This window comes from Variovorax sp. PBL-H6, assembly GCF_901827155.1.
GTDB lineage: Bacteria > Pseudomonadota > Gammaproteobacteria > Burkholderiales > Burkholderiaceae_C > Variovorax.
The window spans coordinates 3,683,498-3,698,887 of record NZ_LR594659.1 but is presented as its reverse complement, the minus strand read 5'-3'; the positions used below and the strand labels follow the sequence as shown (position 1 = coordinate 3,698,887).

The 15,390-nt window shown below is 64.6% G+C and carries 15 protein-coding genes and 1 pseudogene; 8 read left to right on the top strand and 8 right to left on the bottom strand.

All coding sequences use genetic code 11. The features are described 5' to 3' along the window. Positions 1-248 precede the first annotated feature (248 nt). Positions 249-779: an inorganic diphosphatase gene (gene ppa / locus G3W89_RS17450; protein ID WP_162575361.1), complete on the top strand. Its 531-nt coding sequence runs from the start codon at positions 249-251 to the stop codon at positions 777-779. Positions 780-922: 143 nt separating this feature from the next. On the opposite strand, the pseudogene G3W89_RS17445 reads toward ppa, so the two are convergent. Both G3W89_RS17445 and G3W89_RS17440 read right to left on the bottom strand, forming a co-directional pair. Then, positions 923-2,234 (bottom strand): annotated as a pseudogene (locus G3W89_RS17445) (GNAT family N-acetyltransferase). A gap of 10 nt (positions 2,235-2,244) precedes the next feature. Further along, complete coding sequence (locus G3W89_RS17440) at positions 2,245-3,183, bottom strand: DMT family transporter (RefSeq protein ID WP_162575360.1); 939 nt, start codon at positions 3,181-3,183, stop codon at positions 2,245-2,247. Between the two features lie 230 nt (positions 3,184-3,413). On the opposite strand from G3W89_RS17440, the gene G3W89_RS17435 reads away from it, so the two are divergent. Beyond that, positions 3,414-3,752, top strand: a complete 339-nt coding sequence (locus tag G3W89_RS17435; protein ID WP_162575359.1) for a P-II family nitrogen regulator — start codon at positions 3,414-3,416, stop codon at positions 3,750-3,752. Between the two features lie 4 nt (positions 3,753-3,756). Here the strand turns inward: G3W89_RS17435 and G3W89_RS17430 are convergent, their stop codons facing one another. Genes G3W89_RS17430 through G3W89_RS17405 form a run of 6 tightly spaced genes read right to left on the bottom strand, consistent with a single transcriptional unit; the run spans position 3,757 to position 7,208 of the window. Further along, a complete protein-coding gene (locus G3W89_RS17430; protein ID WP_162575358.1) occupies positions 3,757-4,347 on the bottom strand; it encodes a TIGR00730 family Rossman fold protein in 591 nt (196 codons plus the stop codon). Positions 4,348-4,401: 54 nt separating this feature from the next. After that, positions 4,402-4,797, bottom strand: coding sequence for a diacylglycerol kinase (locus tag G3W89_RS17425; RefSeq protein WP_162575357.1), 396 nt, complete (start codon positions 4,795-4,797; stop codon positions 4,402-4,404). Then, positions 4,794-5,363, bottom strand: a complete 570-nt coding sequence (locus G3W89_RS17420) for an RDD family protein (RefSeq protein ID WP_162575356.1) — start codon at positions 5,361-5,363, stop codon at positions 4,794-4,796. Before G3W89_RS17420 ends, G3W89_RS17425 begins: the two co-directional genes overlap by 4 nt. A gap of 12 nt (positions 5,364-5,375) precedes the next feature. After that, entirely contained in the window at positions 5,376-6,203 is an 828-nt protein-coding gene (locus G3W89_RS17415; RefSeq protein ID WP_162575355.1) for a DUF3106 domain-containing protein, read from the bottom strand. A 16-nt stretch (positions 6,204-6,219) separates the two neighbouring features. After that, positions 6,220-6,645, bottom strand: coding sequence for a DUF3619 family protein (locus G3W89_RS17410; protein ID WP_162575354.1), 426 nt, complete (start codon positions 6,643-6,645; stop codon positions 6,220-6,222). Further along, positions 6,642-7,208 carry an RNA polymerase sigma factor gene (locus G3W89_RS17405; RefSeq protein ID WP_162575353.1) on the bottom strand — a complete coding sequence of 189 codons (567 nt, stop codon included), beginning with the start codon at positions 7,206-7,208 and terminating at the stop codon, positions 6,642-6,644. The genes G3W89_RS17410 and G3W89_RS17405 overlap by 4 nt, the downstream gene beginning before the upstream one ends. 281 nt (positions 7,209-7,489) lie before the next feature. Here G3W89_RS17405 and G3W89_RS17400 point away from each other — a divergent pair, with 281 nt between their 5' ends. The 6 genes from G3W89_RS17400 to G3W89_RS17375 all read left to right on the top strand — a co-directional run bounded on the left by G3W89_RS17400 (position 7,490) and on the right by G3W89_RS17375 (position 15,310). After that, complete coding sequence (locus tag G3W89_RS17400; protein ID WP_162575352.1) at positions 7,490-9,265, top strand: acetolactate synthase 3 catalytic subunit; 1,776 nt, start codon at positions 7,490-7,492, stop codon at positions 9,263-9,265. Between the two features lie 134 nt (positions 9,266-9,399). Beyond that, positions 9,400-9,891, top strand: a complete 492-nt coding sequence (ilvN, locus tag G3W89_RS17395; protein WP_068683703.1) for an acetolactate synthase small subunit — start codon at positions 9,400-9,402, stop codon at positions 9,889-9,891. A 46-nt stretch (positions 9,892-9,937) separates the two neighbouring features. Beyond that, a complete protein-coding gene (gene ilvC / locus G3W89_RS17390) occupies positions 9,938-10,954 on the top strand; it encodes a ketol-acid reductoisomerase (RefSeq protein WP_162575351.1) in 1,017 nt (338 codons plus the stop codon). 88 nt (positions 10,955-11,042) lie between these two features. Beyond that, positions 11,043-11,867, top strand: coding sequence for a CDP-diacylglycerol--serine O-phosphatidyltransferase (pssA, locus tag G3W89_RS17385; protein WP_162575350.1), 825 nt, complete (start codon positions 11,043-11,045; stop codon positions 11,865-11,867). 182 nt (positions 11,868-12,049) lie between these two features. Continuing rightward, the gene (gene leuA / locus G3W89_RS17380; RefSeq protein WP_162575349.1) at positions 12,050-13,753 is read left to right on the top strand and encodes a 2-isopropylmalate synthase; all 1,704 of its coding nucleotides are present in this window, start codon (positions 12,050-12,052) and stop codon (positions 13,751-13,753) included. A gap of 18 nt (positions 13,754-13,771) precedes the next feature. Continuing rightward, positions 13,772-15,310, top strand: a complete 1,539-nt coding sequence (locus G3W89_RS17375) for a 2-isopropylmalate synthase (RefSeq protein ID WP_162575348.1) — start codon at positions 13,772-13,774, stop codon at positions 15,308-15,310. The last annotated feature ends 80 nt before the right edge of the window (positions 15,311-15,390 follow it).

Below are 15,390 nucleotides of genomic sequence, written 5' to 3'. Positions count from 1 at the left end.
TGCTTCTCCATTCGTTCGTTGTGACTTGTGGAGACGAAAGCACCTTCCCTGTGCGCAACGCGTACGGGTCAGTGCTTCCGCCGCGTTGCTTCCTCGAAGCCCCGATGCCTGAAAAAGGCGGGGCCGATTGGCCAACGGGACCAATTTACAGGCAAAAGTCTCGTTTGGTGCGACCGGTGCGTGACACGGAAAGTAAACTTCGGGTTTGTCCGAATCCCTCTAACACTTATCCACTACAAGACAGCCCTATGTCACTCGGCAAAGTTTCCCCCGGCAAAGACGCCCCCGAGGCCTTCAACGTCATCATCGAGATCCCGATGAACGCCGATCCGATCAAGTACGAGGTCGACAAGGAGTCGGGCGCGATCTTCGTCGACCGCTTCATGACGACGGCCATGCACTATCCGACCAACTACGGCTACGTGCCGCAGACGCTTTCGGGCGACGGCGATCCGGTGGACGTGCTGGTCATCACCCCATGGGCGCTGGTGCCGGGCGTGGTGGTGCCCTGCCGGCCCATCGGCATCCTGATGATGGAAGACGAGGCCGGCGTCGACGGGAAGGTGCTCGCGGTGCCCACCGACAAGGTGCTGCCGATCTACAGCCACTGGAAGAAGGTCGAGGACGTGAATCCGATGCGCCTGAAAGCCATCACGCACTTCTTCGAGCACTACAAGGACCTGGAGCAGGGCAAGTGGGTGAAGGTGCTGGGCTGGGAAGGCATCGACGCTGCGAAGAAGGAGATCGTGGACGGGATCGCGAACTTCAAGAAGGGCTGACGTTTCACTCTTCGAACTCAGTCGAAGTTGAGCAGGACCTTCATCGCCTGCGAACGGCCCGGAAGGCGTACGCCCGACGAGCCAGGACGTGAGCTCGGGGTTTGTTCACGAGCGCATCGGTCCCGGGCGTTTGAGCGGGCGGCCTACTCGGCGTGCCGGAAAGGGCTGCGCTCGCCCAGGTGGTCGAGGTAGTTCGCAATGCCCTCGTCCTCGCGATCGAGAAAGCGCTCCACCGCGTCGGCGAAGGCGGGGTGCGCGAGCCAGTGTGCGCTCGTGGTCTTCACCGGCATCAGGGCGCGCGCCATCTTGTGCTCGCCCTGTGCGCCGCCCTCGAAACGCTGCACGCCGTGCTCGATGCACCAGGCGAGCGGCTGGTAATAACAGGCCTCGAAGTGCAGGCAATCCACGCGCTCGAGCGCGCCCCAGTAGCGGCCGTAGGCAACCGAGGCGTCGGCAGACAGCGCAATCAGGCTGCTGGCAATGGGCTTGCCGCCGCGCTCCGCGATGAACAGCAGCCAGGCCTCGGGCATGTCCTCGGCCATGCGGCCGAAGAACTCGGGTTTCAAATAGGGCGGGTTGCCGTGCTCCCGGTAGGTTCGGGCGTAGCAGCGGTAGAAGAAGTCCCAATCGGCTTCGCCGATGTCGGCGCCGCGCGACCAGCGGAAGCGCACGCCAGCGTCGTGTACCTTGCGGCGCTCCTGCCGGATCTTCTTGCGCTTGTCGTGGGAGAGGCTGGCGAGGAAGGCGTCGAAATCCTTCCAGGCCGTTCCGCCGCCGGGCCGCCCCAAGGCGGAACGCGCCCCCTCGGGGGCAGCGAGGACACGTCAGTGCCGAGCGTGGGGCTATGTTTCCGCCGCCGGGCCGTCCCAAGGCGGAACGCGCCCCCTCGGGGGACCGCGAGGACACGTCGGTGCCGAGCGCGTGGGCTATGTTCGTCCAGTGAAACTGGACGGTGTGCCGCAGCATCAGCCCGGCATCTGCGCAGGCCTCGATGTCCTCGTCGGCGCCGAAGAGCAGGTGCAGCGAAGAGAGTTCTTCCTCCTTGCACCAGGCGAGCAGCGCCTGCACCAGCAAGGCGCGGCTGGCGGCGTCGCGGGCCAGCAGGCGCGTTCCGGGAACCGGAGTGAAGGGCACCGCCACCACGGCTTTCGGGTAGTAGGCCAGCCCATGCTGCTGGTAAGCGTTGGCCCAGGCCCAGTCGAATACATATTCGCCGTAGGAGTGGCCCTTGAGGTACATCGGGCAGGCTGCGGCCAGCTTGCGGCCGCGCCACACCGTCAGAAAGCGCGGCGCCCAACCGCTCTGGGGCGAGGCGCTGTCGCTTTGCTCCAGGGCTTGCAGGTAGGCATGACGCATGAAGGGAGAGGGCGCGTCCTGCGCGGCCAGCAGGCTGTCCCAGGCGGTGGCGTCGATCTCGGAGATGGCGCCATGGATGCGGACGACGGGGTCGGTCAAGGGCTTCCCGTCAGCGGCCGCGCGGGCCGGTCGTCTCGGCGATGTAGATGCCCCCGAGCACCAGGGCCAACGCTACCGCGTGGTAGAGCGACAGCGCCTCGCCGAGCACGAGCACCGCGAGCAGCGGCCCGAAGATCGGCACCAGATTGAGGAAAACCCCCGCGCGCGCGGGACCGATCAGCCCCACGGCGTGGATGAAGGTGATCTGCGAGACGAAAGAAGGCAGCAGCCCGACGAACAGCACCAGTGCCCAGCCCGTGGGCGTGGGCACGAAGAAATCGCCCATGGCGATCTCCGCCACGAGGAGCGGTACCGACACCAGGCAAGCCACTGCCGCGCTGGCCGCGAAGAAGACCACAGCCGGCACGTCGGGGCGCCGGCGAAGGCCCAGGGCATAGGCGGCGTAGAGCATGCTGGCCACGATCATCCAGACGTCGCCGATGTTGAAACCTAGCTCGGACAGCAGCGCGGGATGGCCGCGCGAGGCCACCACGACGATGCCCGCGAGCGTGAGCGCCACGCCTACCAGCTGTAGTCCGCCGACGCGGGTGCGGAAGAAGAGCAGGCTGCCCAGCAGCACGAGCACTGGAATGGTGCCCTGGATGATCGCGATGTTGATGGCCGTCGTGTGGTGCGCCGCGGCGTAGAACAGGGCGTTGAAGCCGGTGAAGCCCAGCGTACCCATTACCGTGATGAAGCGCCAGGAGGGAAGCAGGCTGCGCCAGTGCAGTGCGATCTGCCGGCGCGCGCACAGGCCGAGCGCCAGGCAGCAGACGATCCACCGCGAGAAGGTCAGCATCATCGGCGAGACCTCGCCGACTGCCAACCGGGCGGCCACCGCGTTGGCGCCCCAGATCAGCGTGGTGAACACCAGCAGCACGTAGGCTTGGTTGTGGAGCCAGGGGAGCAACGAGGAGAAGAGACCAGTGGGAGAGGAACCAGAGCGCATGGCCTGCCGAGCGTATCAGCCCCCGCGATGGTGCGCGCGGTGCCCTTCCCAAGCCTTCAGTGGAGAAAGGCGAATGACATAATCTTTTTCGACTCGCGCGCCCCTGGCACGCTACATGCAGGACGACGAAGGCACCGAGGGCATCCGGGCAGGCCGTCACCGCTTCGGCGCCCATTGGCGCTACCCTATTGCAAGCAAGTTCAACGAAATCGCGGAAAGAAAGAGACCCTATGAAGCAAATCACCGCCATCGTCAAACCGTTCAAGCTCGACGACGTGCGCGAGGCGCTGGCCGAAGTCGGCGTCACCGGGCTCACCGTCACGGAGGTCAAGGGTTTCGGCCGACAGAAGGGCCACACCGAGCTCTACCGCGGCGCCGAATACGTGGTCGACTTCCTGCCGAAGATGAAGGTCGAAGTGGTGGTCAACGAGGCCGACCTGGACCGTTGTGTCGATGCCATCGTCGCCGCCGCGCGCACCGGCAAGATCGGGGACGGCAAGATCTTCGTGACCAACGTCGAGCGCGTGGTGCGCATACGCACCGGCGAGGAAGACGAGCAGGCCGTCTAGGCTGTCACAGCACCTCGGCGAGCTTGTCGCCCCGCGGATGGCGGCGGGCCTCCTCGACCAGCGCTTCGAGCAGTGCCGGCGCTTTGTCTCCCGACCGGATCAACCCCATCTGCCATTCGCCCATGAAGCCCTCGCGCACGCTGTGGGCCAGGAAGCCGAGCAGCCCGCTGTAGTAGCCCGCCACGTCGAGGATGCCGACGGGCTTGTCGTGGTAACCGAGTTGGCGCCAAGTCCAGATCTCGAACAGTTCCTCGAAGGTGCCGATGCCGCCCGGCAGGGCGATGAAGGCATCGGCACGCTCCCCCATCATGGCTTTGCGCTCATGCATGGTGTCGACCACGTGCAGCTCGTCGCACAGGGGGTTGGCGAGCTCCTTGTCGACCAGCGCCTTCGGGATGATGCCCACCACGCGTGCGCCGCTGGCGCGCGCCGCTTCCGCTACCGTGCCCATCAGTCCGGTGCGGCCGCCGCCGTAGACCAGCTGGCCGCCGTGTTCGCCGATCCAGCGGCCGACTGACTGGGCCGCCGCCGAAAATTCCTGCCGCTCGCCCGGACGCGAACCGCAATACACGCAAATCGAAAAAGAAGGGGTCATTTCCCGATCATGCCGCCGTCGAATGACGCGCGGCTTGCATCGGAGCAGTTCGCGCTAGCCGGAGAAGCGATGCCACAACGCAGCGAACCAGATGCCGCAGCACAGGAGGATGGACAGCAGCACCGCGGCGCTGCCCAGGTCCTTTGCGCTCTTCGAGAAGGAGTGCCATTCCGGGCCCACCCGGTCGATAGCCGCCTCGATGCCGCTGTTGAGCAGCTCGATGATCATCACCAGTATCACCACCGCCGCGAGGAGCGCAGTTTCGAACCAGGTCTGGCCGAGCCAGAAGGCGGCCGGCACCAAGACGGCGGCGCACAGCACTTCCTGGCGGAAAGCAGCCTCGTTCCAACCGGCGCGGAAGCCGTCGACGGAGATGAGGGTGGCGTGCCAGATGCGGCTCAGGCCGCGCCGCGCCTTCTGTGGATTGACAGGGTTGTTGACGCTGCTCATCTGCGGCTCAAGGGTTTGGAGGGGACCAGGCGGGTGCCGGCCCAGGCGTCGTGCCAGAACTGGCGTTCGGGATGAAAGCGCGAAAGTAGCGCCCACACGATCACCCAGCCGAAGATCAGCACCGCGGATTCGCCACCGCCCAGCCTGAAGGGGGCGATGGTGGCCAGCGGCGGCAGGAACCAGATCCAGGAGAGCAGATAGCGCATCAGCGCGCGCCCTTGCGTGAGCGGGCGCCCGAGCCGATCGACCACGCGAATCCCCCAGGTCTTCATGGCCAGCGTCTGCCCCTTGGACCAGAACCAGACGAAGTAGACGCCGAACACGACGAACAGGAACGCCTGCAGCAGGTGCCGGCGTGAATCCATTGCGTCGCGCATCTGACCCAGCGTGCTGAACAGCCAGCCCGCAACGAACACCACGGCGAACAGCAGCATGCCCTCGTAGAGCCAGCAAGCCATGCGCCGCCACAGGCCGGGTGCGCTCAGTTCGGAAGAAATGGCGGAAGCGGAGGGATCAGGAAAGCCCGTGCTGCGGGCGCCGGCGCTGTCGGAGGAACTGGAAGGCATCGGCAGCTTGTATCACGGCGCGGCAGGCGGCTGTTGGCTGGTGCGGACCGGAGACGTGGCCGAGATCGAGGCATCCGCCGGGGCAGCTGGGGCGGAAGGCGCCGGCACCTGCGCCTCCGCGGCGACGGGCGGGCCGGCTGTCGGGGCCGCCACACGTGTCACCGCCGGACCCACTGCTGATGGCCGTGCAGGAGAGGACGGCAACGTGGACATCTGCGGCGCCAGCTGGATACGCGGCGTGTGTTGCGCGTCAGGCGTCCCGGTGGGCAGCACGACCAACTTCTGTTCCGGAACCGGCCGAATCGACACCGCGGCGCCAGGGCGAGGCTTGGCACGCGCGGCCAGTTCGCGTTTTTCTTCCTCGCTGAGCGCCTGGTAGGCCTCCCACTTGGCCTTGCGTTCGTCGACCGGAATCTGCTTCACGTCGGCGAAATTGAGGCGAGCCTGCGAGCGTTGCTGGTTGCTGAGCGTGGCCCACTCGGTCATCCGGCTGTGCAGGGTCTCTTGCTCGGCCGGAGACAGCTTGGCGTAGTTGCGCGAAAGGGCCAGCCACTTGCGCTTGTGGGGCTCGGTCAGGCTGTTCCAGTGCAACGCGAGCGGCTCCAGGGCCCGCTGCTGGCGAGCGCTCAGATCCCGCCACAAGGGCTTGGATGACGTTGCCGGCTTCGACGCCGCCGAGGAGGTTGAAGAGCTTGCACCTTGAGCCGGGACCTGGGCGCCCGCGGGCGCCACAGCGGTGCCTGCGAGGGCGAACACCAGAAGCACGCACGCACCCCCTATCGCACTCGGCAGCAGCCGGCGCAGCGGACTGGGCGCGTGGAAGCGAGGGCGTGGTGGCATGTGCAGGGACGCGGATTCAGTGCTGGGCGGCGGTGCCCTCGGACTTCAGGAACTGGGCGAACCCGGGGTCGGTATAGGCAGCAGGCGGCAAGTCGTCGGTCAGCAGCGCTGCATCGACTTCGGCGAGCTCGTTGGTCCGGCTGTCCTCCTGGAGCGTGGTGATGACAATGAGGCCCGCCACGAGCGCGATCAGCGGGACGATCGAGCCGATCCGCGTCCACCAGCCACCGCCCAACGCCGCGGTACTGCCATTCGACACCACGGCAGGGGCCGTTTGCAGCACGCGCACCACCTTGCGGCGAGCCACCGCCTGCGTGCGTGCGGCGCGCAGGCGCTCGCTGAACTCGTGCGGGAGATCCTGGGCGCCGGCCGAAAGCCGCGCGGCCACCAGGCGGCCGAACTGCTCTTCGGTCGCGGCAGAGGTCGAAAGCGTTGTATTCATAGCGAAATTCCCTTGGCCTTGAGTGCCTTGCTCAGGGCGTGGACGGCGCGCGAACAGTGGGTTTTGACGCTGCCTTCGGAGCATCCCATTGCAGCGGCCGTCTCGGCGACGTCCATCTCTTCCCAGTAACGCATCAAAAAGGCCTCGCGTTGACGACCCGGCAAAGCGGCAATTTGTTCCTCGATCTGGTGAAAAATCTGGGCGCGGCGGGTGGTGTCCTCGGCGCTTTCGCTTTCCCGGGTGTCCGAATTGACGGTGAAATGTTCGAGCAAGTCGAATTCGCCGTCCTCTGCGATGGTCTCGAAGTCGCTCATGTTCGAGAAGAGAGCCCGCCGGGTCTTCTGGCGCCGGAACCAATCCAGGGTGCAGTTCGAGAGGATGCGCTGGAACAGCAGCGGGATTTCGTTGGGCGGCTTGTCCCCGTAGTGCTCGGCCAGCTTCATCATGCTGTCCTGCACGATATCGAGAGCGGCTTCCTCGTCCCGCACGTGGTAGACCGTGCGCTTGAAGGCGCGCCGTTCGACGCCTTTCAGGAAATCGGAGAGTTCTTGTTCAGTGGCCAAGCGAGTCCGGCGCAGTGAGCACCGTGTGGGGAGTGGTCTCGGAGACAGGGCGTTTTTGTCGCCGCGGATTATGCCTGCGCGCCTGTTGCAGCCGTGCGTGCGGCGTCCGGCAGTTTTCCGATGTCATAATCCACGCTGCAAGTCAAAAGGCAAACGGGTCACGGTCCGGCGGTACGACAAGTCCGCTCATGGCTTTGGCCTCAAGTTTCGACGCGGCTTCACAAGAGCTTGCGAAGAAGCACCCAAGGTTTTTCGTGCCCGAAAAAACGCAAAGGTTGATCATGGAAATGTCAAAGGCGGAACTCGCTTCCGCGGCAGCCGTTACCGGCAGCCAAACACAAGAACTCATGGGCGCCGAGGTGCTGGTCAAGGCACTGCAGGCCGAAGGCGTCCAGTACGTCTGGGGCTATCCGGGCGGCGCGGTTCTCTACATCTACGACGCGTTCTACAAGCAGGACACCATCCAGCACGTGCTCGTGCGCCACGAACAGGCAGCAGTGCATGCGGCCGACGGCTTTGCGCGCGCCACCGGCGAAGTCGGCGTGGCACTCGTGACCTCGGGGCCGGGCCTGACCAATGCAGTCACCGGTATTGCGACTGCTTACATGGACAGCATCCCCATGGTGATCATCTCGGGCCAGGTCCCGACGGCAGCCATCGGCCTGGATGCTTTCCAGGAATGCGACACCGTGGGCATCACGCGCCCGATCGTCAAACACAACTTCCTCGTCAAGGATCCCAAGGATCTCGCCATGACGATGAAGAAGGCCTTCCACATTGCGCGCAGCGGGCGTCCGGGCCCGGTGGTGGTGGACGTGCCGAAGGACGTGTCTTTCAAGAAGGTGAGCTACAGCGGCTATCCCGACAAGGTCGACATGCGCTCGTACAACCCGGTGCGCAAGGGCCATGGCGGCCAGATCCGCAAGGCGTTGCAACTGCTGCTCTCGGCCAAGCGTCCCTATATCTATACCGGCGGTGGCGTGCTGCTCGGCAATGCGACGAACGAGCTCCGGGCACTGGTCGACATGCTGGGCTACCCGGTCACGAACACGCTGATGGGCCTGGGCGCCTATCCGGCATCCGACCGCAAGTTCCTCGGCATGCTGGGCATGCACGGCACCATCGAGGCCAACAACGCGATGCAGAACTGCGACGTGCTGCTGGCCGTCGGCGCGCGTTTCGACGACCGCGTGATCGGCAACCCGAAGCACTTCGCTCAGAACGAGCGCAAGATCATCCACATCGACATCGACCCCTCGAGCATCTCGAAGCGGGTGAGGGTCGACATCCCGATCGTGGGCGACGTGAAGGAAGTGCTGACCGAACTGATCTCGATGATCAAGGAAAGCAGCACCCGGCCCGATTCGGCCGCCCTCGCCAGTTGGTGGGACACCATCGAGGGCTGGCGCAACAAGGACTGCCTCAAGTACGACCGCGGCAACAAGGACGTGATCAAGCCGCAGCATGTGGTCGAGACGCTCTGGAACATGACCAAGGGCACCGACACCTACATCACCTCGGATGTGGGTCAGCACCAGATGTGGGCGGCGCAGTACTACCGCTTCGACGAACCTCGCCGCTGGATCAACTCCGGCGGGCTCGGCACCATGGGCGTGGGCATTCCCTATGCAATGGGCATCAAGTTGGCGAAGCCCGAGGCAGAGGTGTTCTGCGTCACGGGCGAGGGCTCGGTGCAGATGTGCATCCAGGAGCTGTCCACCTGCCTGCAGTACAACACGCCGATCAAGATTGTTTCCTTGAACAACCGCTACCTGGGCATGGTGCGCCAGTGGCAGGAGATCGAATATTCCGGCCGCTACAGCCACAGCTACATGGATGCGCTGCCCAACTTCGTGAAGCTCGCCGAGGCGTACGGCCACGTGGGCATGCTCATCGAACGGCCTCAGGACGTGGAGCCCGCACTGCGCGAGGCGCGCAAGCTGAAGGATCGGACGGTGTTCATGGACTTCCGCACCGACCCCACCGAGAACGTGTTCCCGATGGTGAAAGCAGGCATGGGTATCACCGAAATGCTGCTGGGCTCCGAGGATTTGTGACGGACGACAAGCCGGTCTTCGAAGCGGGCCGGCTCCTTCTTTAATATTTTTACTGCGGATGAATCTATTGTCCGTCGAGCCCGCGCATTACCGTGCGCGGGGGAGGGCGGCGAAAAGAGGAGTCCCGTATTGACATGAAACACATCATTGCCGTGCTGCTCGAGAACGAGCCCGGTGCACTCTCCCGCGTCGTTGGCCTCTTTTCTGCCCGCGGCTACAACATCGAATCGCTCACCGTCGCACCCACCGAAGACGCGAGCCTGTCGCGCATGACCATCGTGACGGCCGGTTCCGACGACGTGATCGAGCAGATCACCAAGCATCTCAACCGCCTGATCGAGGTTGTCAAGGTCGTCGACCTGACCGAGGGCGCCTACACCGAGCGCGAGCTCATGATGGTGAAGGTGCGCGCGGTCGGCAAGGAGCGCGAGGAGATGATGCGCATGGCCGAGATCTTCCGTGGCCGCATCATCGACGTGACCGACAAGAGCTACACCATCGAGCTGACCGGCGATCACGGCAAGAACGATGCCTTCCTCGAGGCCATCGACCGCGGCGCCATCCTCGAGACCGTCCGCACCGGCGCCAGCGGCATCGGCCGCGGCGAGCGCATCCTGCGCGTTTGACAAGCCCCACCCACACATTCACCGAATCTACGAAGGAGCAAGCACCATGAAGGTCTATTACGACAAGGACGCCGATCTGAGCCTGATCAAGGGCAAGACCGTGGCGATCATCGGCTACGGCAGCCAGGGCCATGCGCACGCGCAGAACCTCAACGACAGCGGCGTGAAGGTCGTCGTCGGCCTGCGCAAGGGCGGCGCTTCCTGGCCCAAGGTCGAGAAGGCGGGTCTCAAGGTCGCCGAAGTGGCGGATGCCGTGAAGTCGGCCGACGTGGTGATGATCCTGCTGCCGGACGAGCAGATCGCCACCGTCTACAAGAACGATGTCGCCCCCAACATAAAGGAGGGTGCCTCGCTGGTGTTCGCGCACGGCTTCAACGTGCACTACGGCTTCGTGCAGCCGCGCGCCGATCTCGACGTGTGGATGGTGGCGCCCAAGGCCCCAGGCCACACCGTGCGCAGCACGTACACCCAGGGCGGCGGCGTGCCGCACCTGATCGCCGTGCATGCCGACAAGAGCGGCAAGGCGCGCGACCTGGCCCTGTCCTATGCGACCGCCAACGGCGGCGGCAAGGCCGGCATCATCGAGACCAACTTCCGCGAAGAGACCGAGACCGATCTGTTCGGCGAGCAGGCCGTGCTGTGCGGCGGCACCGTGGAGCTCATCAAGGCCGGCTTCGAGACGCTGGTGGAAGCCGGCTACGCGCCAGAGATGGCCTACTTCGAGTGCCTGCACGAACTCAAGCTGATCGTCGACCTGATCTATGAAGGCGGCATCGCCAACATGAACTACTCGATCTCGAACAATGCCGAGTACGGCGAGTACGTGACGGGTCCGCGCATCGTGACCGAGGAAACCAAGAAGGTGATGAAGCAGGTCCTGAAGGACATCCAGACGGGCGAGTACGCCAAGAGCTTCGTGCTCGAGAACGCTGGTGGCGCCCCCACGCTGATGAGCCGCCGCCGCCTGAACGCCGAGCACCAGATCGAGGTGGTCGGCGAGAAGCTGCGCGCAATGATGCCCTGGATCAAGAAGAACAAGCTGGTCGACCAGACCCGCAACTGATCGGTTCTTCCGACTCGACAAGGGCCATCCGCGAGGTGGCCCTTTTCTTTGAGGCACCGAGAACAGCTGAACTACACTGCGCCGATCCATGCATGACGACACGCTCCCCGAAGACCTCGCGCCGCGCAAGCGCCGCAAGGGAATCTATATCCTGCCGAACCTGTTCACACTGGCGGCGCTGTTCGGGGGTTTCTACTCGGTCGTGATGGCGATGAATGGGCGCTTCGACCTCGCGGCACTCGGCGTATTCGCGGCCATGATCCTCGACAGCCTGGACGGCCGCGTGGCGCGCATGACCAACACGCAGAGTGCGTTCGGGGAGCAGATGGATTCGCTGTCGGACATGGTGTCCTTCGGCGCCGCGCCGGCGTTGATCGCCTACGAATGGTCGCTCAAGGGCCTGGGGCGCTGGGGCTGGATTGCGGCCTTCGTCTACTGCGCCTGCGCCGCGCTGCGGCTGGCGCGCTTCAACGTCAACACCGGCGTGGTCGACAAGCGCTGGTTCCAGGGCCTGCCTTCCCCCGCGGCGGCGGCGCTGGTGGCAGGCTTCATCTGGCTGATGACCGAGTGGGGCAAGCGCGGCGGCGAGGTGCTGTATCTGTCCTGGCACCAGATCACCTGGATCACCTTCGCCTTCACGCTCTATGCGGGCCTCACGATGGTGACGAACGCACCTTTCTACAGCTTCAAGGACATCCAGGTGAAGAAGAGCGTGCCCTTCGCCGTGATCGTGCTGATCGCGCTGGCCATCGCAGTGATCAACATCCATCCGCCGACGGTGCTGTTCGGCTTGTTCGTGGCCTACGGGTTGAGCGGCTACGTGGTCTACGGCTGGCGCAAGGCCAAGGGACAGCCCGTGAGCGTGATCAGCATCTCGACCGACGAACCCGACGAGCGCGGGCTGCACAAGTGATTTGGCCTGTGCTACATTCGCGACTTCCATGAACAAGATTTCGCTGGCCCTACTACTGATCCCCTACGGGCGGAGACGGTAGAGCGCGCAAGCGAATCCATCACACGGCCCGTTCGCACCAGCAACGGGCCGTTTGTTTTGGGGTTGCTGGTTGTCCATCCAACCACAGCGAGAAGTTCCAGATGTTGAAGCAACCCGACCGCAAGTACCGCGCCTTCGCACCCATTGGCCTCAAGGACCGCACCTGGCCCGATGCCGTGCTGACCCAGGCCCCGATCTGGCTGTCGACCGATCTGCGCGACGGCAACCAGGCGCTCGTGGAGCCGATGGACATCGCTCGAAAGATGCGCATGTTCGAGACGCTGGTGGCCATCGGCTTCAAGGAAATCGAAGTCGGCTTTCCCTCGGCCTCGCAGATCGAATTCGACTTCGTGCGCAAGCTGATCGAGGAAGACCGCATTCCCGACGACGTGACGATCCAGGTGCTGACGCAGGCGCGCGATCACTTGATCGAGCGCACCTTCGAGTCGCTCCAGGGCGCGCCGCGCGCGATCGTGCACCTGTACAACGCGGTGGCGCCCGTCATGCGCCGGGTGGTGCTCGGCATGGACGAGGACCAGATCGTGGAACTGGCCACCTCGCACGCGCGCATGTTCAACGAATTGGCCGCGAAGCAGCCGGCCACGCAATGGACGTTCCAGTACTCGCCCGAGATGTTCTCCGGCACCGACCTGGCCTTCTCCAAGCGCGTCGTGGATGCGGTCACCGAAGTCTGGGCGCCGACGCCCCGGCGCAAGTGCATCGTCAACCTGCCATCGACCGTGGAGCACTCCACGCCGAACATCTTCGCCGACATGATCGAGTGGATGCACCGCAACCTGGCGAGGCGCGATTCGATCGTGCTGTGCGTCCATCCGCACAACGACCGCGGTACGGGTACTGCCGCCGGCGAGTTCGCCTTGATGGCAGGCGCCGAGCGCATCGAAGGCTGCCTGTTCGGCAACGGCGAGCGCACCGGCAACCTCGACCTCGTGAACGTTGCCCTCAATTTGTACACGCAGGGCGTGTCGCCCGGGCTGGACTTCTCGAACATCGACGAGATCCGCGCGACCGTGGAGCATTGCAACCAGCTGCCGGTGCATCCGCGCCACCCCTATGCGGGCGACCTGGTCTACACCTCCTTCTCGGGCTCGCACCAGGACGCGATCAAGAAGGCCTTCGCGGCCCGCAAGGACGGCGACCTCTGGGAGATGCCGTACCTCCCGATCGATCCCAAGGACGTGGGCCGCAGCTACGAGGCGGTGATCCGCGTCAACAGCCAGTCGGGCAAGGGCGGGATCGCCTATCTGCTCGAAAGCGAGTATGGGCTCGAGCTGCCGCGCCGCTTGCAGATGGAATTCAGCCAGGTGGTCCAGCGCGTGATGGATGTTGCCGGCAAGGAGCTCACGGCGGCGGACCTCTGGCAGCTGTTCGAGCGCGAGTACCGCATCGTCGAGGGCGCCGGTCCCCAGCATCGCGTGCTCGAGGAGCGGGGCGAGGGCGCCGACGCTTCGGTCGTGCTGCGCGCCGACCTGCCGTGGGCCGGCGAGATCCGCCGCATCGAGGGCCAGGGCAACGGGCCGATCGACGCCTTCATCCACGCGCTGGCCGAAGCCACCGGGCATTCGATCCGCGTGATCGACTACCACCAGCATGCGATCGGCGCCGGCGCCGATGCGCAAGCCTTCGCCTACCTCGAGCTCCGGGTCGACGAGACCCGCACGCTGTTCGGCGTCGGCAAGGACGCCGACATCGTCTCGGCCTCGCTCAAGGCTATCGTTTCGGGCCTCGAGCGGGCGCGAGCGCAGGGCGCCCACAGCGCACAATCGGCGGTTGAAGCCGCCTGAAAACCAAGGAGATCCGCGATGGCCGACAAGCTCATTATTTTCGATACGACCTTGCGCGACGGCGAACAGTCGCCCGGTGCCTCGATGACCAAGGACGAGAAGCTGCGCATCGCGCGCCAGCTCGAGCGCCTGCGGGTCGACGTCATCGAGGCGGGTTTCCCGGCCAGTTCGAACGGTGATTTCGAGGCCGTCGCGGCAATCGCCGGTGCGATCAGGGAATCGACCATCTGCGGGCTCTCGCGAGCCAACGACCGCGACATCTCGCGCGCCGCCGAGGCCTTGAAGGGAGCGGCCAACGGCCGCATCCACACCTTCATCGCGACGTCGCCGCTGCACATGGAGAAGAAGCTGCGCATGACGCCCGACGAGGTGTTCGAGCAGGCGAAGCTTTCAGTCCGCTTTGCCCGCAACCTGATCGGCGACGTCGAGTTCAGCCCGGAGGACGGCTACCGCAGCGACCCCGACTTCCTGTGCCGGGTGCTCGAGGCCGTGATCAGCGAGGGCGCGACCACCATCAACGTGCCGGATACCGTGGGCTATGCCATTCCCGAGCTCTACGGCAATTTCATCAAAACGCTGCGCGAGCGCATCCCGAACAGCGACAAGGCGGTCTGGTCCGTGCATTGCCACAACGACCTCGGGATGGCGGTGGCCAACTCGCTGGCCGGCGTGAAGATCGGCGGGGCGCGGCAGGTGGAATGCACCATCAACGGCCTGGGCGAGCGCGCCGGCAACTGCTCGCTCGAGGAAATCGTCATGGCGGTGAAGACACGAAAGGATTATTTCGGTCTGGAGCTCGGCATCGACACACGGCATATCGTGGCGGCGAGCCGCATGGTGAGCCAGACCACCGGCTTCGTGGTGCAACCCAACAAGGCGGTGGTGGGTGCCAATGCCTTCGCCCATGCTTCCGGCATCCACCAGGACGGCGTGCTGAAGGCGCGCGATACCTACGAAATCATGCGCGCGGAAGACGTGGGCTGGACCGCCAACAAGATCGTGCTGGGCAAGCTCAGCGGCCGCAATGCCTTCAAGCAGCGCCTGCAGGAACTGGGCGTCGCGATGGAGAGCGAGGTCGATATCAACGCCGCCTTCGCCCGCTTCAAGGAACTCGCCGACAGAAAAAGCGAAATATTTGACGAAGACATCCTCGCACTTGTAAGCGCCGAGGAGCATTCGCACGTTGCGGAGCAGTTTGGTTTTGTATCCTTGTCGCAGCACAGCGAAACCGGCGAGCGCCCCCAGGCGCGCATCGTGTTCACGGTGCTTGGCAAGGAAGTCACGAGCGAGTCGGATGGCAATGGTCCGGTCGATGCGTCGCTGAAGGCGATCGAGGTCCACGTGAAGAGCGGGGCCGAGATGGTGCTCTATTCGGTGAATGCGATCAGCGGGTCGACCGAGAGCCAGGGCGAGGTCACGGTTCGTCTGCAGAACGCGGGCCGCGTTGTCAATGGCGTCGGTGCGGATCCCGATATCGTGGTGGCTTCGGCCAAGGCTTATTTGAGTGCTCTCAACAAGTTGCAGAGCCAAGCTGAGAGAGTGGCTGCGCAAGGTTAGTTGTTGGAGGTATCCTTTGTTCTGAATGAAGAAGGGAATGCAAGTAACTGATATTGCGTGTCTTTTTTGATTTCGATACA